Raw genomic sequence first — 18,436 nt, forward strand, 5'->3', positions numbered from 1 at the left:
CCGGCGGCGTGCTCACTCATACCGTGCGGAGCCGGCAGACTCCGGTGATGCGTCCGGTCAGTCGTTGACGCAGGTGTTGCCGAAGGTCGGGTTGAGCAGGCCGACGACGTTGATCGAGTTGCCGCACACATTGACCGGGACGTGCACCGGAACCTGGATCACGTTGCCCGAAACCACGCCGGGGGAATTCGTGGCAGCGCCCTGGGCACCGGAATCGGCGGACGCGAGACCGGCGCCACCCAGCACGAGTGCGCTGGTGCCCAGCACCACAGCGGCCAGCTTCTTCATCTTCATCGCGGACATGTCGCTCTCCTTGAGTAAATTGACAGCGGAAGGCATTCGACAAGGCGAGTACGGCATCACGCACACAGAACATCCCTGCCGACCACCCCCGTTGATCAACGCGCTGCCCGGCGCCGGGACACGGCCTCTCCCGCAGTCGCGACGCCGGAATCGATCCCCGCGGGGAACACCGGCCGCACTGCTCGCCACTTCGCACCGGCGATCGTGTGTACGACCGCTGCTAGCCTGCGCTCATGATCAAGGGGAGATCGCCCGGCCGAACAGCCCACATCGGGAGCAACCGGTCAGAGCGCGTCCTGATCCTCGCCAGCTTCGTGAACCGAGTCGGCAACGGGCTCTTCAACGCGGCGGCGGCCCTCTACTTCACCTTGATCGTGGAACTGCCGGCCGTGCAGGTGGGTGCCGCCCTCACCGTCGCCGGCCTCATCGGCCTCCTCGCCGGGATCCCGGGAGGTCATCTGGCCGACCGATGCGGGCCACGCACGATCATGATGCTCGCCCTGCTGGTTCAGGCCCTGGCGATGTCCGCTCTCGTCCTGGTCGAGAGCTGGACCGCCCTCGCGGTCATCGCCACCGTCGACCAGCTTGCCGCGGCCGTCTGCGGCGCGGCCTGGGGAGCCCTCGTGGTCCGGGTCGGCACCGACCGCCCCGCGCTGTTCAGGGCCAAGCTCCGCACGTACGTCAATCTGGGCGTCGTCCTCGGAACCGTGGGCGCCGGGTTCGCGGTGACAGTGAACACGCGCACCGCCTACATCGTGCTGATTCTCGGCAACGCCGCCAGTTTCGCCCTGTGCGCCCTCCTCCTTCTCCTGCTCCCCCACTACCGGGCGCTCGCGGCACCGCCACAGCAGCAGCGCCGCTGGATCGCCCTCGCCGACCGTCCGTTCGTGACCTTCACAGCGCTCTATGGGGCGATGGGGCTGCAGTACACGGTCGTGTCCCTGATTCTGCCGATCTGGATCTCGGAGCACACCGACGCACCGCGCTGGACCGTGGCCGCGGTGTCAGCCTTCAATTCCGCGGTCTGCGTCCTCTTGCAGACCAGAATCGGATCCCGCATCGAAACCCCCCGCGACGGCGGCAGGGCGTTCCGCACAGCAGGACTGCTCTTCTTCCTCAGCTGTCCCATGATGGCCCTCACCGCGTACGCCCCCGTGTGGGCTGCCGTCGCCCTCGCTGTCGCGGCGATCTTCGTCCACAGCCTCGGGGAGATCTGGGAGTCCTCGGCGGGCTTCGCCCTCGGCTTCGGCCTGGCACCGGACCACGCCCAGGGCCAGTACCAAGGACTCCTCGGACTCGGCTTCAGCGCCGGTCAGGCCCTCGCCCCCGCCCTCCTCACCACCGTCGTACTCGGCCTCGGCACACCCGGCTGGCTGCTCCTCGGCGCGTTCCTCGCCATCGCGGGCGCCTTCGGCCCGGCGCTCGAACGCTGGGGCACGCGAACCCGGCCCCATCAGGAAGACGCACCCTCGAAACCCGGCGAACAAGGACACGAGGCACACACGACATGCTGATACGCCCTCACGATCGCGGCAGCCACGACGAGTCACTGGAATTCGTGCGGAGCCAGGGATTCGGACAACTCATCGCCGCCGGACGCGACCGCGATTTCCCCCGTCGCCGTACCCACCCAGTTCATCCTGCCGAACAGCGAGACGGTGCTGCTGCATCTGGCTTCAGGCAATCCCGTATGCGCCGCCGTACGCGAAAACCCTGCCGTCCTGCTGAGCGTCGTCGGGGACTGGACCTACATCCCGGGCGCCTGGAAGGCCATCGACAGCGAGGATCCCGCGCAAGGAATTCCCACGGTGTACTACGCCGCCGTACAGCTGCGATGCACAGCGGAGGTGCTCGAGGCACCTGAGGACAAGCTCGATGTGCTGCGCCGCCAGATCCAGCGGCTGGAGCCGGAGAGCGGCATCGCCGATCCGTCGGTGCACGAGCACCGTCTACGGGAGATCCGCGCCCTGCGGCTGACCATCCGCGAGGTCATCGGCAAGTTCAAATTCGGGGGCAACGTGGACGAGGCCCACCGCTCCGCGGTCGCCACCCGCCTGGCGGCACGCGGTGGGCCACGGGATTCGGCTGCACGGGAACACCTGCGGCGCAGATCGGGCGGCTGAGCAGCCACGCCACCCCGCTCGCCGGGTCGCAGCGCGGCGTCCCGGCGCGCCCCTTCGGCACTGCGGCACTGCGGCACTGCGATCACGATGAGTGACCGAACGGCTCCCCGCCGGTGCACTCCCTCTCCGCTGCCGGGCGCTCCCCACCTCAGACGAAGTTCAGCGCCACTGCGCCTCCCGCTCCCCCGAGCAGCATGAATGCCGGCATCAGCACCTTCAGCTCGACCCAGCTCCCGGCGCGGAACCGCATCATCCGCGGCGGCCCGATCGGGTACCAGCGCTTGCGACCGATCGGGATGGGCCACAGGATCGGGCAGCCGGAGACAGTCAGCGCGTCCCCGACGTCGTGCACCAGCGCACCGAGCACGACCGGCAGGCCCAGCCACAGATACTCCTGGCCCGCGCCCGTGAACAGCCAGTCCGAACCGTTGCCCGGCTTGTCCAGGACCCCCGCCATGATCCATGCGCTGGCCGCGGCCAGGAGCCACACCAGGACATCGCTGCTCGACCCGCGCGCCGCCCGCCACAGCAGGCCTTCGATGGCGAGCACCATGTGCACGAAGAGGAGCGCGAGCACCGCCCAGCGCCCCCCGGTCACCGCGAGCACCGACGAGCCCGCACCGATCAGCACCGCCCAGACCCAGGTGTGCGTGAGCGTCCGATGACCGCCGGAGCGGCGCGGGTCGCCGGGCTTCCGGGTCGCCCGGTAGACGGTGTAGGAGAGCTTGTCGACGATCTCGCACAGACCGCGTGAGACCGGTCCGAAGGCGCGCGAGATGGTCGCCGACTTGTGGTCGAGGTCGGGCGCGAGCGCGGCCCCGGCGCAGATCAGGGCTCCCACAACGAGGACCGGCCAGGGCATCGAGTGCCCCGCGGCCGTCGCGGCGGCGCCGACGCCCAGCCAGGCCGCAGCCCCCGACAATGAGTGTGCCGGTCCCATCATCGCTGCTCCCCGCCCCATTCCTGTTGTGCTGACGCCCTGTTGGCGACACAGCGTAGCGTTCATGATCTTCGTGCGGTCGTCCGGTTCCCTGATCGGGCGGGAAGGGAGGCAAGATGGGGGTGTGACCCTTATCGATCAGCTGCCGCCGGATGCCGACCCCGATGCCCTCTTCGAAGCCTTCTCCTCGTGGGCCGAGGACCAGGGGATCACTCTCTACCCGGCCCAGGAGGAGGCGCTGATCGAGGTGGTCTCCGGGGCAAATGTGATCTTGTCGACACCGACCGGCTCCGGCAAGAGCCTGGTCGCGGCCGGTGCGCACTTCACCGCGCTCGCCCAGGACAAGGTCACCTTCTACACCGCCCCGATCAAGGCGCTGGTGTCGGAGAAGTTCTTCGACCTGTGCAAGCTGTTCGGCACCGAGAACGTCGGCATGCTGACCGGCGACGCCTCCGTGAACGCCGACGCCCCGGTGATCTGCTGCACCGCCGAGGTCCTCGCCTCCATCGCGCTGCGCGACGGCAAGGACGCCGACATCGGCCAGGTCGTGATGGACGAGTTCCACTTCTACGCGGAGCCGGATCGCGGCTGGGCCTGGCAGATCCCGCTGCTCGAACTGCCGCAGGCGCAGTTCATCCTGATGTCGGCGACGCTCGGCGACGTCTCGATGTTCGAGAAGGACCTCACGCGCCGCACGGGCCGCCCCACGTCGGTGGTCCGCTCCGCGACCCGCCCCGTGCCCCTCTCGTACGAGTACCGCCTCACGCCCATCACCGAGACGATCACCGAACTCCTCGAGACCAAGCAGGCCCCCGTCTACATCGTGCACTTCACGCAGGCGCAGGCGGTGGAGCGTGCGCAGTCGCTGATGAGCATCAACATGTGCACCCGGGCGGAGAAGGACCAGATCGCGGAGCTGATCGGCAGCTTCCGCTTCACCACCAAGTTCGGCCGCAACCTCTCGCGCTATGTGCGGCACGGGATCGGCGTGCACCACGCGGGCATGCTGCCGAAGTACCGCCGTCTCGTGGAGAAGCTCGCCCAGGCGGGCCTCCTCAAGGTCATCTGTGGCACGGACACCCTCGGCGTCGGCGTGAACGTGCCCATCCGCACCGTGCTGTTCACGGCACTCACCAAGTACGACGGCAATCGCGTCCGCACCCTGCGCGCGCGGGAGTTCCACCAGATCGCCGGCCGCGCCGGGCGCGCGGGCTTCGACACGGCGGGCTTCGTCGTCGCCCAGGCCCCCGAGCACGTCATCGAGAACGAGAAGGCGCTCGCCAAGGCCGGCGACGACGCGAAGAAGCGCCGCAAGGTGGTGCGCAAGAAGGCTCCCGACGGTTTCGTGGGCTGGACCGAGAGCACCTTCGAGAAGCTCATCGCCTCCGAGCCCGAGCCCCTCACGTCGCGCTTCCGCGTCACCCACACCATGCTGCTCTCGGTGATCGCGCGGCCCGGCAACGCCTTCGAGGCGATGCGTCACCTCCTGGAGGACAACCACGAGCCGCGCAAGCAGCAGCTGCGCCACATCCGCCGTGCGATCGCCATCTACCGCTCCCTGCTGGACGGCGGCGTCGTCGAGAAGCTCGACGAGCCGGACGCCACCGGCCGCATCGTGCGTCTGACGGTCGACCTCCAGCAGGACTTCGCGCTCAACCAGCCGCTGTCGACCTTCGCCCTCGCCGCGTTCGAACTCCTCGAGCCCGATTCGCCCTCGTACGCCCTCGACATGGTCTCCGTCGTGGAGTCCACCCTCGACGACCCGCGCCAGATCCTCGCCGCCCAGCAGAACAAGGCGCGCGGAGAGGCGGTCGCGCTGATGAAGGCCGACGGCGTCGAGTACGAGGACCGGATGGAGCGCCTTCAGGACATCACGTACCCGAAGCCGCTGGAGGAGCTGCTCTTCCACGCCTACAACACGTACCGCACCAGTCACCCGTGGGTCGGCGACCACCCGCTGTCCCCGAAGTCCGTCATCCGGGACATGTACGAGCGGGCGCTGTCCTTCACCGAGTTCACCGCGTTCTACGAACTCGCCCGCACCGAGGGCATCGTCCTGCGCTACCTCGCCAGCGCCTACAAGGCCCTGGAGCACACCATCCCGGACGACCTGAAGTCCGAGGACCTGGAGGATCTGATCGCCTGGCTCGGCGAGATGGTCCGTCAGGTCGACTCCAGCCTCCTGGACGAGTGGGAGCAGCTCGCCAACCCCGAGGTGATGACGGCCGAGGAGGCCCAGGAGAAGGCCGACCAGGTCAAGCCGGTCACGGCCAACGCCCGCGCCTTCCGCGTCCTGGTCCGAAACGCGCTGTTCCGCCGCGTCGAGCTCGCCGCCCTCGACCACGTGGAGGAGCTGGGCGAGCTGGACGCCGAGTCCGGCTGGGACGCGGACGCCTGGGGCGCCGCCATGGACAAGTACTGGGACGAGTACGAGGACCTCGGCACCGGCCCCGACGCGCGCGGCCCCAAGCTGCTGCGCATCGAGGAGGATCCGGAGCACGGTCTGTGGCGCGTCCGCCAGACGTTCGCCGACCCCAACGGCGACCATGACTGGGGCATCAGCGCAGAGGTCGACCTCGCGGCCTCCGACGAGGAGGGCCGCGCCGTCGTCCGCGTCACGGACGTCGGCCAGCTCTGAGCGCCCCCAGCCCCCGGACAGGAGTCGAAGAACCGTCATGAACAATCCCGCCGACCGCCTGGTCGATCTGCTCGACCTGGAACAGATCGAGGTCAACATCTTCCGCGGCCGCAGCCCGCAGGAGTCCCTCCAGCGCGTCTTCGGCGGGCAGGTCGCCGGGCAGGCCCTCGTCGCGGCCGGCCGCACCACGGAGGGCGACCGGCCGGTGCACTCGCTGCACGCGTACTTCCTGCGGCCCGGGCGCCCGGGCGTACCCATCGTGTACCAGGTGGAGCGGGTGCGCGACGGTCGCTCGTTCACCACGCGCCGCGTCACGGCGATCCAGCAGGGTCGTACGATCTTCAATCTCACTGCCTCCTTCCATCAGCCCGAACAGGGCGCCTTCGAACACCAGCTGCCGCCCCGCATCGAGGCGCCCGCCCCCGAGTCGCTGCCGACGGTCGTCGAGGAGATCAAGGAGCATCTGGGCGCGCTCCCTGAGCAGTTGGAGCGAATGGCCCGTCGGCAGCCCTTCGACATCCGCTACGTGGACCGGCTGCGCTGGACCGCCGAGGAGATCAAGGACGCCGAGCCGCGCAGCGCCGTGTGGATGCGCGCCGTCGGCCCGCTCGGGGACGATCCGCTGGTGCACACCTGCGCCCTCACCTACGCCAGCGACATGACCTTGCTCGACGCGGTCCGCATCCCGGTGGAGCCGCTGTGGGGCCCCCGCGGCTTCGACATGGCCTCGCTCGACCACGCCATGTGGTTCCACCGGCCCTTCCGCGCCGACGAGTGGTTCCTGTACGACCAGGAGTCCCCGATCGCGACCGGCGGCCGCGGCCTCGCCCGGGGCCGCATCTACGACGTCGAGGGCCGACTCCTGGTCTCGGTCGTCCAGGAGGGGCTCTTCCGTCCCCACACCCCCCGTCACATGGGCACGCCCGCTCCGGACGCCTGAGCCGCAGCACCCGGCGCACGCCCGGCGCATGGGACAACCGGCATGAACGACACCCCCAGACCGATGAGAGTGAGCCGATGAGCGCCAGCACGGACCCCAGCGCCGGTCCGGAAGCCGACGACAGCCGCGACGCGGTACTCGCCAAGGCCGTACGGCTCCGCGAGTCCCGCCACCGCGAGGAGGCGCGGGCCCTCCTGGTCCCCCTCAGCGACCGCTTCCCGGACGACCCCGAAGTGGCGTACCAGACCGCGTGGGTGCACGACACCCTCGGCCTCGAAGCCGAGGCCCTGCCGTACTACCTGCGCGCGATCCAGCGGCCGGGCCTGACCGAGAGCGACCGCCGGGGAGCCCTCCTGGGCCTCGGCAGCACCTACCGCGTCCTCGGCCGGTACGAGGAGGCCGTCGCCGCGCTCCGCCACGCGTCCGAGGAGTTCCCCGAGGACGGAGCCCTCAAGACCTTCCTCGCCATGGCGCTGTACAACACGGGGCAGGCCCACGACGGGATGGGGATCCTGCTGCAGTTGCTCGCGAGGACGAGCCGGGACAAGGACATCGCCGTGTACGCCCCCGCCATCGAGCACTACGCCAAGGATCTCGACGCAACCGTCTAGCCGAACCGTCCAGCCGGAGCGGGTCCCGGTCCGGTGAGGTCCGGCGACGCCTGGCCGGGGCCGACGATGGGTGAGCGGGGGTCGGCCGCGTCGGCTAGGTCCGCCTGCGGCACAGCCATGTGAAGAACCCTCTCCGCTCGTCGCGCCCGCCCCTGTCCGGCTCCGGCATGTGCCTCTCCGTCAGCCCGGTCTCGGGCGCGTGCTCGCGGGGAACCGCCACGGCGGCGTCCGCGGCCGGCCACGGCACCGGGTCGAGCGCCGGATGGGGGCGGGGCGATGCGGAGATGGGCGGACGGCCCGGCCGAGGCGCAGGGCGCAGCCGCCTGGCCTCCTCCAGGGTGAGGATCAGGCTGGCCCGCAGCCAGCTGATCTCGTTAGGGTCGTCGGCGGTCAGGATCCGCTCGACGATGCGTGTCGTGGGTGAATCGGGTGCTGCCTGGGTCAGCGGCTCGGGCTTGAGCCGGTGCAGGTAGGCGCGTTCGTAGGGGTCCCTGACCACCTCCGCGAGCTGCACCGGGTCGAGCAGTGACGCGCCGGCTGCGGCGCGCTCCCACGGGTCCTCCGACTGTCGCAGCAGGAAGCCCGCGTGCCTGCTCCGCCAGCGGCGCGCCCGTAGGTCAGCGCCTGCTTCCAGCCGGGCACGCAGCCCCGCCGGCACACGCCCGGTGAGCAGGGCCGCGCTGGCCGGGGAGGCGGTGAACCGGCGTAGCTCTTCTTCGAGATAGAGCCAGACAACCGCTCTGTAGCGGTTCACGTAGAACTTCACCGGTGTCAGCACACCCGCGCGGGCGAGGCGGGTGAACCGCGCCGGTGTGATCTCCATGAGGGCCGCGCCCTCCGCTGTGCCCACGGTTTTGACATGTGCCCGCAGGGACTCCGGGAATCCCGGTGCCGCGCGCACGCGATCGATCTCCTCCCGCTGCACCCGACGGCGTCCACCGGCCGGGTCCGCGACGGTGCGGATCCGGCCCAGCATCACCGCCAGGTCGAACTCGCCGCGTTTCAGCCCCAGTTCCCGCGCGGCGCTGCTGCGTGCGACCGTCGCCGGCGCCCCGGCCCGTGAGGTCGGTGGGTGACTTGACGGACCTGAAGGGCTGGGCCCGGCCTGCGCCGTGGCCGACGGGACCGGGCCGACGGGCCTGAACGCGGCCCCCGGTCCTAAAGCGGATCCAACTCCGGGCGCCGCTCCCGATCCGGACGCGGACCCCGGTCCGACTGCGGCGACGAGATGGGCAATGGTCTGTGTCTCGCCAGTCATGGCGGTTCTCCCCCGTGCGTGGTCATTGCTCGTGGAAAAACCGTAGCCCGGCCGCCCCCTTTCCCGCTCGGCCTGTGGATAACTCTGCCCGCGCTCCCGTTCCTCCAGGTCAGAGGTCTACGACGGGAGTCCTTTCCGGATGCCGGGCGCCCACGCCGAGGTGTTCGCCGACGCGGTTCACCAGGAGCGTCATCTCGTACGCGACCTGGCCGATGTCGGCCTGCGCGGAGCTGAGCACGCACAGGCAACTGCCGTCGCCCGCAGCCGTCACGAACAGGACGGCGTCGTCGAACTCGATCATTGTCTGACGTACGTTGCCCGCGTGGAAATGGCGGCCGGACCCCTTCGCCAAGCTGTGCAGCCCCGACGACACCGCCGCCAGATGTTCGGCGTCCTCCCGCTCGAGGTCCGAGCTCGCCCCGGTCACCAGGCCGTCGTTGGACAGCACCAAGGCGTGCCGTACATGCTCCACACGCTTGGTCAAGTCGTCGAGCAGCCAGCCGAGCCCCGTGTTCTGCGCCATGGTCCCTTCTCCCCCTGCGTCGCTCCCCCTGGCTGGAGGATCTGACCTGCCAGCCTTCCCCACCTCCGGCGTCCCGGCAAGCATGATGGGGACATGGCACAGAAGATGACCGATGAACAATGGCGGGCCTTCGTCTCGCACGGCACCCGCACCGCCAAGCTCTCGACCGTCCGCGCGAACGGCAGCCCGCACATCGCACCGATCTGGTTCGTCCTCGACGGGGATGACCTGGTGTTCAACACCGGAAAGGACACGGTCAAGGGGCGCAATCTGGCGCGCGACGGGCGCGTGGCACTGTGCGTGGACGACGACCAACCCCCGTTCGCCTTCGTCGTGCTGCAGGGCCACGCCGAACTGATCGAGGACATCGAGCAGGTACGTCACTGGGCGACGCGCCTCGGCGGCCGGTACATGGGCGAGGACCGGGCCGAGGAGTTCGGCAAGCGCAACGGCGTGCCCGGAGAACTGCTGGTCCGGGTCAGGATCGACAAGGTGCTGGCGTACGACGCGGTCGCCGACTGACCCTCGCGCCCGGACACCTCAGCCAATGGAGTCGAGCAGCCGGGCGGTATGCCTCCGCCCGGCGTACTCCACGAGTCGGATCAACACCTCCTTTCCCGAATCGCGGTCCCGCGCGTCGCACAGCACCACAGGAGTCCCACGGTCGAGGTCCAAGGCTCGTGAGACGTCGTGCGCGCCGTACGTCCGTGCGTCCGAGAAGCAGTTGACCGCGACGACGAACGGAATCCGGCGGTGCTCGAAGTAGTCCACGGCGGGGAAGCAGTCCTCGAGTCTGCGGGTGTCCGCGAGGACGACGGCACCGAGCGCTCCCTGGGACAGCTCGTCCCACAGGAACCAGAAACGGTCCTGTCCCGGCGTCCCGAAGAGATACAGCGAAAGGCCGGATCTGATGGTGATGCGGCCGAAGTCCATCGCAACGGTCGTCGTGACCTTGCGATCCACGCCCTCGGTGTCGTCGACCGACTGGCCCGCTTCACTGAGGAGTTCCTCGGTGCGCAGGGGCCGGATCTCGCTGACGGCACCGACCAAGGTGGTCTTGCCCACGCCGAAGCCTCCGGCGACCAGGATCTTCAACGCCAGGGCGGTGCTCTCGGCGGTTCCCCGGGGGTCGGCGGTCTCGCCGGTCACCGTGGCGTCGCCGCCCGTGGTGTCAGAGTGCTCGGAGCCCATCGATCACCTCTCGCAGGATCTTCTCGTCGGGTAGCTGGGCGGGCGGGACGGGCCGGTGCACGACGACGTGGCCGCCCTCCACGAGGTCGCCGAGCAGCACCCTGACCACGCCCACCGGCAGGTCGGCACCGGCGGCGAGCTCCGCGACGGACTGAGTCTCGACACGGCACATTCCGATGAGCGCACGGTGCTCCGGGCCGAGTGCCGCGTCGCCGCCCGGCCCGGTCGCGTCGGTTCCGGACCCGGTGAGGGTGACGAGGGCGATCAGGTCGAAGCGCACGCCGCTGGGACCCGGCCGGGTCCGCCCGCCCGTCATGGCGTACGGACGCACCAGGGGCCCTGCCTCGACGTCGAACCACTGGCTCCCGTGCCGGTGCTCGGCACCACTTCTGTCGTCGGTCATGGCTGCCGCCCGTCCCGGTCACCCGGAGCCCGGATCGCCGCCGGAGAAGCGCGCCGGGGTGTCCAGGTGCTCGCCGACGCGCTTGACCATGCGGGCCATCTCGTACGCGACCAGGCCGATGTCCGCGGTGACCGTGCTGAGGACAGCGAGGCACGACCCGTCTCCCGCGGCGGCCACGAACAGGAAAGCGTCGTCCATCTCGACCATCGTCTGGCGTACGCCCCCGGCTCCGAAGTGCCGACCCGCGCCCTTGGCGAGGCTGTGGAACCCGGAGGCGACGGCGGCCAGGTGTTCGGCGTCCTCGCGCGTGAGCGCCGTGGAGGCGCCGACCGCGAGCCCGTCGTTGGACAGCACCACGGCATGCCGCACATCGCCGACCCGCAGCACCAGATCGTCAAGGAGCCAGTCCAGTTCACCGGACCGTCCGGCGGTGCGGCTCGAATCCCGGATCATGTGAGCTCTCCTTCGCTGCGAGCAGTGCTTCTGTGGGTTCCGTCCGGGTCCGGCACGGCTCCGATGACGCCGGGCAGCCGTCCCCCGCCTCGGGCCCAGCCGTCCCGGTAGGCGGCGATGCGGTCCCGTACGTGCTCGGGACTGCGCTCGTTGTCACGCCCAGCGTCGGCGGCCCCCGGTACGGCGGTGGGCGGCCCGCCGCGCAGCTGTGGGGCGAGGCTGGCCTGGCGCACCCGGCGCGGGAGGTCGTCCGGGACGTCCGTGGTGCCTACGTCCGGCGTCTCAGGGGGTGGGCCTTCCGTTTGCTTGCGCAGGTGGAGCGATGTGATGCCTGGGGGCGGCGACGCGGGGCGGCCCGGATCCGTCGGCGGACCGAGGACGGGGCGTTCGGCCGTGGCGGACAGGTGCAGGTCACGGGACGCCGCACCGCCCACGGCCGCGTACTGGGCGCTCTCGTTCACACGTGTCTCTTCGGGCTCTTGACGATCCGACGTACGCCCTGCGCGAGGCTCGGTGGTTCCGCTGTGCAGCAGTGCGGTCGGCAGCAGGACCACGGCCGTGGTGCCGCCGTACGGCGAGGTCCGCAGGTGGACCTTGATGTTGTGCCGCGCGGCGAGCCTGCTCACTACGAAGAGGCCGAGTTGGTCGCTGTCGAACAGATCCAATGCCTCGGACTCGGTGACGCGGCGGTTGGCCTCGACCAGGACTTCGGCGCCCATGCCCAGGCCACGGTCCTCGATCTCCAGGGCGTATCCGTTGCCCACGGGTTCGCCGCTGACACGCACCTTGGTGTGGGGCGGTGAGAACTGCGCGGCGTTCTCGACGAGTTCGGCGAGCAGGTGGGTGAGGTCGGCGACGGCGGCGCCCACGACGTCGGCAGAGGGCAGTTGGCGTACCTCCACGCGCGCGTAGTCCTCGACTTCGGAGAGCGCGGCGCGGACCACGTTCGTGAGGGGGACCGGCATCCGCCAGGCCCGGCCGGGTGCGGCTCCGGAGAGGATGATCAGGCTCTCCGCGTGCCGTCGCATGCGGGTGGTGAGGTGGTCGAGGCGGAAGAGGTCACCGAGTTCGTTCGGGTCGTCCGCACGGCGTTCCATGGTGTCGAGGAGGTTGAGCTGCCGGTGGACGAGAACCTGGCTGCGGCGGGCGAGGTTGACGAAGACTCCGGAGATGCCGCTGGCGAGTTCGGCCCGCTCGACGGCGGCGCGCAGGGCGGCGCGGTGCACCGTGCCGAGCGCTTCGGCGACCTGCCCGGTCTCGTCCTCGGCCCGGGGCCCTTGCGGCGCCTCTGCGTCGATGTCGATGTCCTCACCTGCCCTGAGCTTCCGTATGGCGTGCGGCAGTTGGCGGCGGGCGATCTCCAGGGCGCGGTTGCGGAGGCCGACGAGTTCGACGACGAGGCCGCGGCCGATGCGTACGGAGATGACGAGGGAGGCCACCACGGCGACGAGCCCGAGGAACACCGCGGCTCCGGCCGCGGTGAACACGCCCCGGGCCAAGGGGTCGGCGCGGTCGGCGGCGTCCCGTGCCGCGCGGTCGGCGATGGCTCGCTGCCGGTCCAGCACGGTCGCGTGGGCGGTGTCCCAGGTGCCGGCAGGTGCCGCCGCGAGGGCCTGCTCGCCGGGCTCGGCGAGGAGCACCTTGTCCTCGGCGGCCGTCACGTCCGCGTACGCGGTTGCGGCCACGAGGCGTTGCCACGCGGCGCGTTCGGGGCCGCGCAGGTCGGCCGCCGCCGTCTCGACGAGGGTCTGCCGGGTGTCGGCGGCGCCGGTGAACCTGCGCAGCCGCTCGCCGTCGAAGGTGCCCGCGAGCCGGGCGCTCGCCAGCAGCGCGTCCTCGCGGGCCAGCATCTCGCCCGCCCGTGAGAATTCGAGCAGCACGCGCGCGTGGGAGCCCGATTCGCCGCTCTGGACGGCGGAGAGCGCGCCGTTGACCTTGAAGGCGGCGGTGACGGCCCTCGTGTACTGCCCGTACGCGGCGTCCCATCCGGTGCGTCGGTCGAGGACGGACGTGCGCACGGTACGCAGCCTTTCGGCACCCGTGACGAACTGCGCGAGCCGGTCCGCGACCGGGGCGGGAAGGCCCGCGCCGTCGGCCACGGTGTTGCCCTCGCCGAGGCGCAGCTTCGCCACTGCTTGATCGGTGCGCTCGGCTTGCCTCTTGAGGGTGGCCGCGCGGTCGGCGGCGGGCTTGGTCGCGTACCGCACGGCTTCGGCGCGTTCGGCTTGGAGCGCGGTGACGGCCGCGACGACGGGCGCGCGTACGGCGGAGTCCACACGCTGTGTCTGTCGCAGGCCCACGACGTCCTGGGCGGTGCTGACGGTCGCGAAAGCCCACAGGGCGAGCAGGGAGACGACCGGCACCATCAGGAGGCAGACGACCTTGGCCCTGACGGTGCGCGGGCGCAGTCGCCATCGTGTCGCACGCGGCGCGGTGACCGGCCCCCGGTCCGTGCGGGGTTCCTCCGTGCCGCGGTTCTCCTGGGCGGGCGGGCCCGCGTGGGCTCGGCGGCCTCGGGCATGTGCCGTGCTCGGGGGCGGCGAGCCGGTTTCGGGGGTGGTCCGGGGTGTCTCCATGGCCTCCTCGCTCGGCTGGGTGCGCGATGTCTGCCTCCCGGCCGTGGCCGGTCCGCGTGCGCTACGGAGTGGCGCTCTCGACGGGCCGCTGGGCCGACACGGTGGCTGCTTGCTCCCCGGCGCTCGGGGACAGTGCGACGAACGCCGAGGTCAGGAACAGGTAGGAGCCGAGACCGACGGCGAGCGGGAAGATGAACTGCATCGTCGTCGCCCCGGGCAGCTCCGCACCGGAGGGCGTGACGCGAACGCTGACGGCCAGCATTCCGGTGTAGTGCATGCTGCTCACCGCCCCGCCCATGACGAGCGACGCTCCGGCGACCGCCAGGGGTGACGTGATGTTCAGGGCGGCCCACAGCGCGGCCGTCGCCGCGACCACGGCGATCACGACGGACAGCGTGACCAGCATCGGGTCGTACCGCACGTCCCCGTGCAGCCGCAGCGCGGCCATGCCCAGGTAGTGCATGCTCGCGACCCGGAGGCCGGTGGTGAGCCCGCCGAGCGCGAGGGCCCGGCCGCGGTCACGGCCGTAGCCGACGGCGAAGACACCCGCGCCGACGACGACCATCGCGACGAGCAGGCTCAGCAGCGTGAGCGGCACGTCGTAGCGGATCTCGGTGCCGCGGACGCCGAATCCGAGCATCGCGACGAAGTGCATCGTCCAGATGCCGGTGCCGATCGCGGAGCCGGCGGTGATGAGCCAGTTGCGGCGCGAACGTCCCGTGCTGCCCAGCGCTCGCACGGTGCACTGCAGTCCGAGCGCCGCACCGACGCAGGCCATCGCGTACGACAGCACGGGGGTCAGCCAGCCGAACGTGGCGTGGTCCAGGTGTCCCATGGCCCATGGACGCTAGACCCGTCGGGGGCGCACGACGGGGGCGCAGTTCGAAAGCTGCCGCCGATGTTTCGAATGCTGCCGTGATGCGACGCCTGCTGTCCCTGAACGATCGCGCCCCCTGCGAACACCTGCGCGTGCGGGATCATGAGTTGCATGACCGACGACCACACGAACGTCCAGGAGTTCTTCACCGCACGCGCCGCCGACTGGGACAGCCGCTTCCCGGACGACGGCCCGGCGTACCGCGCGGCGGTGGCCGAGCTCGGCCTGCGGCAGGGCGCCCGCGTCCTGGACGCGGGCTGCGGCACCGGGCGCGCCCTGCCCGCCCTGAGGGACGCCGTGGGGCCCTCGGGCTCCGTCCTCGGAGCGGATCTCACTCCGGCGATGCTCGAAGCCGCCGCACGGGCGGGCAGGGACGCTCACGGCCAGTTGCTGCTCGCCGACGTGGCACGGCTGCCGGTGCGCACGCACTCCCTGGACGCCGTGTTCGGCGCGGGGCTCATCTCTCACCTGCCCGAACCGGCCGCGAACCTCCGTGAGCTGGCTCGCGTGGTGCGTCCCGGTGGGCTGCTCGCCCTGTTCCACCCCATCGGCCGTGCGGCGCTCGCGGCCCGGCAGGGGCGTCAGACCACGCCGGACGACCTCCGCGCCGAACCCAACCTCCGGCCGCTCCTGTGCGATTCGGGCTGGCACATGACGTCGTACGTCGATGAGGACACCCGGTTCCTCGCGCTGGCCGTACGCGCCGGCTGACGACGGTCGGTGACGTCGGCCCAGGCGCCAGGAGCCACCCCAAGCAACAGGGGCAACAGGTCAGGTCTGCCCGGCCACCACCGCGGCGAAGGCCGTCGCGTTGTCCAGCATGACGTTGTGCCCGGCGTCCGGCACGGTGACGACCCGTACCCCGGACGCCACCAGCTCTTCGTGACCGGCGAGTTCACCACTGAGCGCGCCCTGCAGAAAAACGTGCTCTACGGAGAGCCCCGTCAGCATCACGCGCATGGTGGGGTCGGTGCCCCGGACGAGCCCGGTCGCGCTGCGGTGCAGTGCCGGCGGGTCGGCGAGCCGCATGGTCGCAGCCCACACGGGCCCCACCCGCTCGAGCACGCTGCTGTACCCCTCCTTCACGAACTGCTCCTCTTCGTAGGCAGCGATTCGGCTGCTGCCCGCCGTCCCGGCAGGGGCCGGATCCAGGTTCGCCTCGGTGAGGACCAGGCGTGAGACGAGGTCCGGCCGCCGGTGCGCGAGCACGATGGCGACGGAGCCGCCCATGCTGTGCGCGACGAACTCCGCCCCGCGCACCGCGGCCACGTCCAGTGCGGCCGCCATCGCATCCGCGTGCCCGTCCAGCGTGTAGCCGAAGTCGTCGGGACGGTCGCTGAGGCCATGGCCCGGCAGATCCAGGAACAGCGACCTGCGCCCGGTCGCCGAGAGCACCCTCTACCCGGCCATCAAACGCTTGGAGAAGGCCGGGCTGCTGGCCCGCGAGACCCAGCCCGGCGCCGTCGCCGCGCCGCGCCACGTCCTGAGCCTCACCAACACCGGCAGGAGCGAGTTGCGCCGCCGTCTCACCGAGCCCGCGCGGGCGGACATCACGGACGAGAACCGCTGGTTCACACTGCTGGCATTCCTGCGTCACCTCGACGACGCCGAAGCCCAGGCAGGCGTGCTGCGGCGCCGCCTGGACTTCTTGCAGGAACCGGCGAGCTTCTTCTACGAGGGCGACCGCCCACTGCGCGCCGAGGAGCTCGATGACCCGTTCCGGCAGGGCATCCTCACCATCGCCCGCGCCACCAGCCGGGCGGAACTCGCCTGGCTCCGCAAGACCTTGGCGTCGCTCGGCTGAGGCCGGCGAGCGGTCGGCCCGTGGTCATTCCGGCCGCGGTGTCGGCGACTTCGCGGGGCGCACCGGACAGCCGCGCACGCCGGGTTCGGGACGCGTACCGAGCTCACCCACCCGGTAGCCGTCCGGATAGCCCTTGATCTCGCGGTTCTGCCGGGCGTAGTGCGGGGCCGTGCGCGGCGGGAGCAGGCGCACCGCGCGGCCGCGCAGACGCACCGCGCCACGGACGAGCGTCCTGGTGACGGGATGGGGCTGTTCGTAGCGGAAGGCCTTCACCAGGCTGTCGTCGAGCAGGGCGACGGTGGCCGCGCGCAGAAGGGGCGCAAGAGGGCGGGGGTACCAGGAGGCCATCAGCTCGATGGTCGCGTCGGATACCGTCCGCGCGCCTTCGTCCCACGCGAAATGAGCCTCTTCGTAGGCGTCGAGGCACTCGGCGAACTCCTCGTAGGAGCCGGGGATGCCCTGGATGCCCAGGTGCCGACCGAGCGTACGGTAGTACACGGCGGACGCGGCGGCCTCGTGCTGTGAGAACCTGCGCCATCCGTAGGCGTCGATCCATCTCTTGGGCATCACCACGAAGGTGCAGAGCACGTACCGCATGTCGTCGTTGGCGATGTCGTAGCTGCCGTGCATCTGGTTGATGCGCCGCATGGCCGTGCGGCCCACCTCGCTGCCGAAGCCGTGCTCGACGACCGCGTCGAGGAGCAGAGCCGTGTCGTCGTACCGCTTCTGCGTACGCTCCGTCAGCTCCGCTGTCCGCGCGAGGAGGCGGCCGATGCTCGGCACGGCGTAGGTGCGGTAGAGCGCGAGCTCGAGGGCGCGGGTGAAGTCCCAAGGGAACTCGTACGTCGCGGAGAGCCGGTAGATGGTCAGGAAGTCCTTCTCCGGGTCCAAACGCCGGATGTGCTGGAGCCGTTCATAACGCTTCACCGCACGGTCCCCCTATCTACAGCCGGGGCTCCAACTCTACGTTGGGGATCTGGAGTTCAAGCACCACACGGCGTGGTCCACATGGGGGAAGGCGGTCGGAATGTTCGACAAAATCCGTAAGCGCTGGCATCGGAGCGCGTCGACGGACCCGGCAGCCCCCACTGGGGTCGCCGAGAAGCAGCGCCCGCACAATCTCTTCGAGGCCGCCGCCGTCTATGTGGCGGCGTGTGCCGAGGACGACCAGGAGGGCGTCGACGAGGCCGCGGGCTGGGTGTCTCCGGAGGCGCTGTCCTTCGGGGTGAACGAACTCGCCTGTCGAGCCGTCATCGCTCTCGCGCGGGAGCGCGACGAGTCTCCGCGCGATGTGGCGCGTACGCTCCTCGGCCTGCCTGCCGCCTGACGTCGACGTGCGTCGGGTCCGGGCACACGAGTGCCACACCGACGGGGATCGCTGAATCAGCGGCGTGCAGCAGGCGTTCGCGAACCTCTCGGGGCGTGCGGGGCCGGAAGCCGGGCCCGCAGCCGCAGCAGTCCTGCCGAAAGCGCACACCGGCGATCAGGAGGACCGCGAGGGCGCGCCACGCGGCGGTGTCCCGGCGCTTGGGCACCGCGAGGGCGGTGCCCGCGTCGAGCAGTGGGTGAGCGCACCGCGGACAGACGTCGTGGCGCACCCGTGCGAAGTCGGTCGGTTTCTTGAAGGACGCGCGGCACGGCAGACAGACGAAGTGTGATCTGGCGCTGGGCATGACGGGCAGCGTAGGTGGCCGTGTCGTCGGCGCACGAGCGAATTTTCCTGGTCATTCACCCTCGACGGCGTGTTGACCCAGTGGTTAAGGTGCGCCGACGGAGCAAGCAGGGGCCAGTGATGG

General features: G+C 70.7%; 19 protein-coding genes and 1 pseudogene. 9 read left to right on the forward strand and 11 right to left on the reverse strand.

What is annotated here, in order from left to right:
- Window positions 1–57: 57 nt before the first annotated feature.
- On the reverse strand, window positions 58–303 hold the full coding sequence (locus QUY26_RS02420) for a chaplin (protein WP_289943433.1): 246 nt from the start codon (window positions 301–303) through the stop codon (window positions 58–60).
- Between the two features lie 233 nt (window positions 304–536).
- Here QUY26_RS02420 and QUY26_RS02425 point away from each other — a divergent pair, with 233 nt between their 5' ends.
- Together QUY26_RS02425 and QUY26_RS02430 are read left to right on the forward strand one after the other, a co-directional pair.
- Window positions 537–1,817, forward strand: a complete 1,281-nt coding sequence (locus tag QUY26_RS02425) for an MFS transporter (RefSeq protein ID WP_289943434.1) — start codon at window positions 537–539, stop codon at window positions 1,815–1,817.
- 93 nt (window positions 1,818–1,910) lie between these two features.
- Complete coding sequence (locus tag QUY26_RS02430; RefSeq protein ID WP_289955416.1) at window positions 1,911–2,426, forward strand: FMN-binding negative transcriptional regulator; 516 nt, start codon at window positions 1,911–1,913, stop codon at window positions 2,424–2,426.
- Window positions 2,427–2,574: 148 nt separating this feature from the next.
- Here QUY26_RS02430 and QUY26_RS02435 read toward each other — a convergent pair whose 3' ends face one another.
- A complete protein-coding gene (locus tag QUY26_RS02435; protein ID WP_289943435.1) occupies window positions 2,575–3,369 on the reverse strand; it encodes a metal-dependent hydrolase in 795 nt (264 codons plus the stop codon).
- A 61-nt stretch (window positions 3,370–3,430) separates the two neighbouring features.
- On the opposite strand from QUY26_RS02435, the gene QUY26_RS02440 reads away from it, so the two are divergent.
- From QUY26_RS02440 to QUY26_RS02450, 3 genes are all read left to right on the forward strand, one after another.
- A complete protein-coding gene (locus QUY26_RS02440; RefSeq protein ID WP_289943436.1) occupies window positions 3,431–6,004 on the forward strand; it encodes a DEAD/DEAH box helicase in 2,574 nt (857 codons plus the stop codon).
- A 37-nt stretch (window positions 6,005–6,041) separates the two neighbouring features.
- Window positions 6,042–6,944, forward strand: a complete 903-nt coding sequence (locus QUY26_RS02445) for an acyl-CoA thioesterase (RefSeq protein WP_289943437.1) — start codon at window positions 6,042–6,044, stop codon at window positions 6,942–6,944.
- Between the two features lie 77 nt (window positions 6,945–7,021).
- On the forward strand, window positions 7,022–7,555 hold the full coding sequence (locus QUY26_RS02450; RefSeq protein ID WP_289943438.1) for a tetratricopeptide repeat protein: 534 nt from the start codon (window positions 7,022–7,024) through the stop codon (window positions 7,553–7,555).
- A 94-nt stretch (window positions 7,556–7,649) separates the two neighbouring features.
- Here the strand turns inward: QUY26_RS02450 and QUY26_RS02455 are convergent, their stop codons facing one another.
- Complete coding sequence (locus QUY26_RS02455) at window positions 7,650–8,531, reverse strand: DUF6397 family protein (protein WP_436840253.1); 882 nt, start codon at window positions 8,529–8,531, stop codon at window positions 7,650–7,652.
- 391 nt (window positions 8,532–8,922) lie between these two features.
- On the reverse strand, window positions 8,923–9,336 hold the full coding sequence (locus tag QUY26_RS02460) for a roadblock/LC7 domain-containing protein (protein ID WP_289943439.1): 414 nt from the start codon (window positions 9,334–9,336) through the stop codon (window positions 8,923–8,925).
- 93 nt (window positions 9,337–9,429) lie between these two features.
- On the opposite strand from QUY26_RS02460, the gene QUY26_RS02465 reads away from it, so the two are divergent.
- Window positions 9,430–9,858 (forward strand): PPOX class F420-dependent oxidoreductase, encoded by a 429-nt coding sequence (locus QUY26_RS02465; protein ID WP_289943440.1) that lies wholly within the window; start codon window positions 9,430–9,432, stop codon window positions 9,856–9,858.
- A gap of 18 nt (window positions 9,859–9,876) precedes the next feature.
- Here QUY26_RS02465 and QUY26_RS02470 read toward each other — a convergent pair whose 3' ends face one another.
- From QUY26_RS02470 to QUY26_RS02490, 5 genes are all read right to left on the reverse strand, one after another.
- Window positions 9,877–10,527: a GTP-binding protein gene (locus tag QUY26_RS02470; RefSeq protein ID WP_289943441.1), complete on the reverse strand. Its 651-nt coding sequence runs from the start codon at window positions 10,525–10,527 to the stop codon at window positions 9,877–9,879.
- A complete protein-coding gene (locus tag QUY26_RS02475) occupies window positions 10,508–10,930 on the reverse strand; it encodes a DUF742 domain-containing protein (RefSeq protein WP_289943442.1) in 423 nt (140 codons plus the stop codon). Before QUY26_RS02475 ends, QUY26_RS02470 begins: the two co-directional genes overlap by 20 nt.
- A gap of 18 nt (window positions 10,931–10,948) precedes the next feature.
- Window positions 10,949–11,383, reverse strand: coding sequence for a roadblock/LC7 domain-containing protein (locus QUY26_RS02480; RefSeq protein ID WP_289943443.1), 435 nt, complete (start codon window positions 11,381–11,383; stop codon window positions 10,949–10,951).
- Window positions 11,380–13,959 carry a sensor histidine kinase gene (locus QUY26_RS02485; RefSeq protein WP_289943444.1) on the reverse strand — a complete coding sequence of 860 codons (2,580 nt, stop codon included), beginning with the start codon at window positions 13,957–13,959 and terminating at the stop codon, window positions 11,380–11,382. The genes QUY26_RS02480 and QUY26_RS02485 overlap by 4 nt, the downstream gene beginning before the upstream one ends.
- Before the next feature lie 61 nt (window positions 13,960–14,020).
- Entirely contained in the window at window positions 14,021–14,794 is a 774-nt protein-coding gene (locus QUY26_RS02490) for an MHYT domain-containing protein (protein WP_289943445.1), read from the reverse strand.
- A gap of 153 nt (window positions 14,795–14,947) precedes the next feature.
- Between QUY26_RS02490 and QUY26_RS02495 the strand changes: the two genes are divergently transcribed.
- Window positions 14,948–15,547, forward strand: coding sequence for a class I SAM-dependent methyltransferase (locus QUY26_RS02495; protein WP_289943446.1), 600 nt, complete (start codon window positions 14,948–14,950; stop codon window positions 15,545–15,547).
- A 60-nt stretch (window positions 15,548–15,607) separates the two neighbouring features.
- Here QUY26_RS02495 and QUY26_RS02500 read toward each other — a convergent pair whose 3' ends face one another.
- Window positions 15,608–16,231: an alpha/beta fold hydrolase gene (locus tag QUY26_RS02500; protein WP_289943447.1), complete on the reverse strand. Its 624-nt coding sequence runs from the start codon at window positions 16,229–16,231 to the stop codon at window positions 15,608–15,610.
- On the opposite strand from QUY26_RS02500, the pseudogene QUY26_RS02505 reads away from it, so the two are divergent.
- Window positions 16,209–16,640: pseudogene (locus tag QUY26_RS02505) on the forward strand (PadR family transcriptional regulator); the annotation flags it as partial. The gene QUY26_RS02500 and the pseudogene QUY26_RS02505 sit on opposite strands and share 23 nt — an antisense overlap.
- 24 nt (window positions 16,641–16,664) lie before the next feature.
- On the opposite strand, the gene QUY26_RS02510 reads toward QUY26_RS02505, so the two are convergent.
- A complete protein-coding gene (locus QUY26_RS02510; RefSeq protein WP_289943448.1) occupies window positions 16,665–17,567 on the reverse strand; it encodes an oxygenase MpaB family protein in 903 nt (300 codons plus the stop codon).
- Between the two features lie 100 nt (window positions 17,568–17,667).
- On the opposite strand from QUY26_RS02510, the gene QUY26_RS02515 reads away from it, so the two are divergent.
- Complete coding sequence (locus tag QUY26_RS02515; protein ID WP_289943449.1) at window positions 17,668–17,967, forward strand: hypothetical protein; 300 nt, start codon at window positions 17,668–17,670, stop codon at window positions 17,965–17,967.
- Window positions 17,968–18,436 lie beyond the last annotated feature (469 nt).

The sequence above is a fragment of the Streptomyces flavofungini genome (assembly GCF_030388665.1).
Taxonomy (GTDB): domain Bacteria; phylum Actinomycetota; class Actinomycetes; order Streptomycetales; family Streptomycetaceae; genus Streptomyces; species Streptomyces flavofungini_A.